Source organism: Mesorhizobium sp. M1E.F.Ca.ET.041.01.1.1 (genome assembly GCF_003997355.1).
Taxonomy (GTDB): domain Bacteria; phylum Pseudomonadota; class Alphaproteobacteria; order Rhizobiales; family Rhizobiaceae; genus Mesorhizobium.
Map to the genome: position 1 here is coordinate 1 of NZ_RZSL01001254.1, position 475 is coordinate 475.

Consider the following 475-nt stretch of genomic DNA (forward strand, 5'->3'; position numbering starts at 1 on the left):
CGTCGTGTCGGCTTCGCCGAGACCACGCATGCGATATCGGGTGCGCTGATCGAGGCGGTGCACGACGCCTATCTCGGCGACTTGGAAGTCCGCGCCTTCCTCCTGCGCGAGAATCCCGCCGCCGCGAAGGTCATTGCCGAGCGGTTCCTGTCGGCGCGGCGGCGCGGCCTCTGGCATCCGCAACGCAATTCCATCGACGACGATCTCACGGCATTGATAGCCGAAGCCCAGGGAGTGGCGGCATGAACGCCTTTTCGCGCCGCGGCGCCTGCCCCGCTTTGTCCGCTCCGATGCAAACCGGCGACGGGCTGCTGGTGCGGCTCAATCCGGTCGCTGGAGGACTTTCCCCCAAGTCGCTGATCGGACTCTGCGAATCCGCGCTGCGTCACGGCAACGGCATCATGGAAGTGACCGCCCGCGGCAGCCTGCAGATCCGCGGCCTGACGGCGGCAAGCGCGCGGCTGCTGGCGGCGGA

Annotated in this window: 1 protein-coding gene and 1 pseudogene; both read left to right on the forward strand. The window is 68.2% G+C overall.

What is annotated here, in order from left to right; all coding sequences use genetic code 11:
- Window positions 1-246, forward strand: a 246-nt coding sequence (locus EOA38_RS38640) for a cobaltochelatase subunit CobN (RefSeq protein ID WP_145966371.1), incomplete at its 5' end; no start/stop codon positions are given.
- A pseudogene (locus tag EOA38_RS38645) lies at window positions 243-475 on the forward strand (precorrin-3B synthase); the annotation flags it as partial. The gene EOA38_RS38640 and the pseudogene EOA38_RS38645, both read left to right, overlap by 4 nt.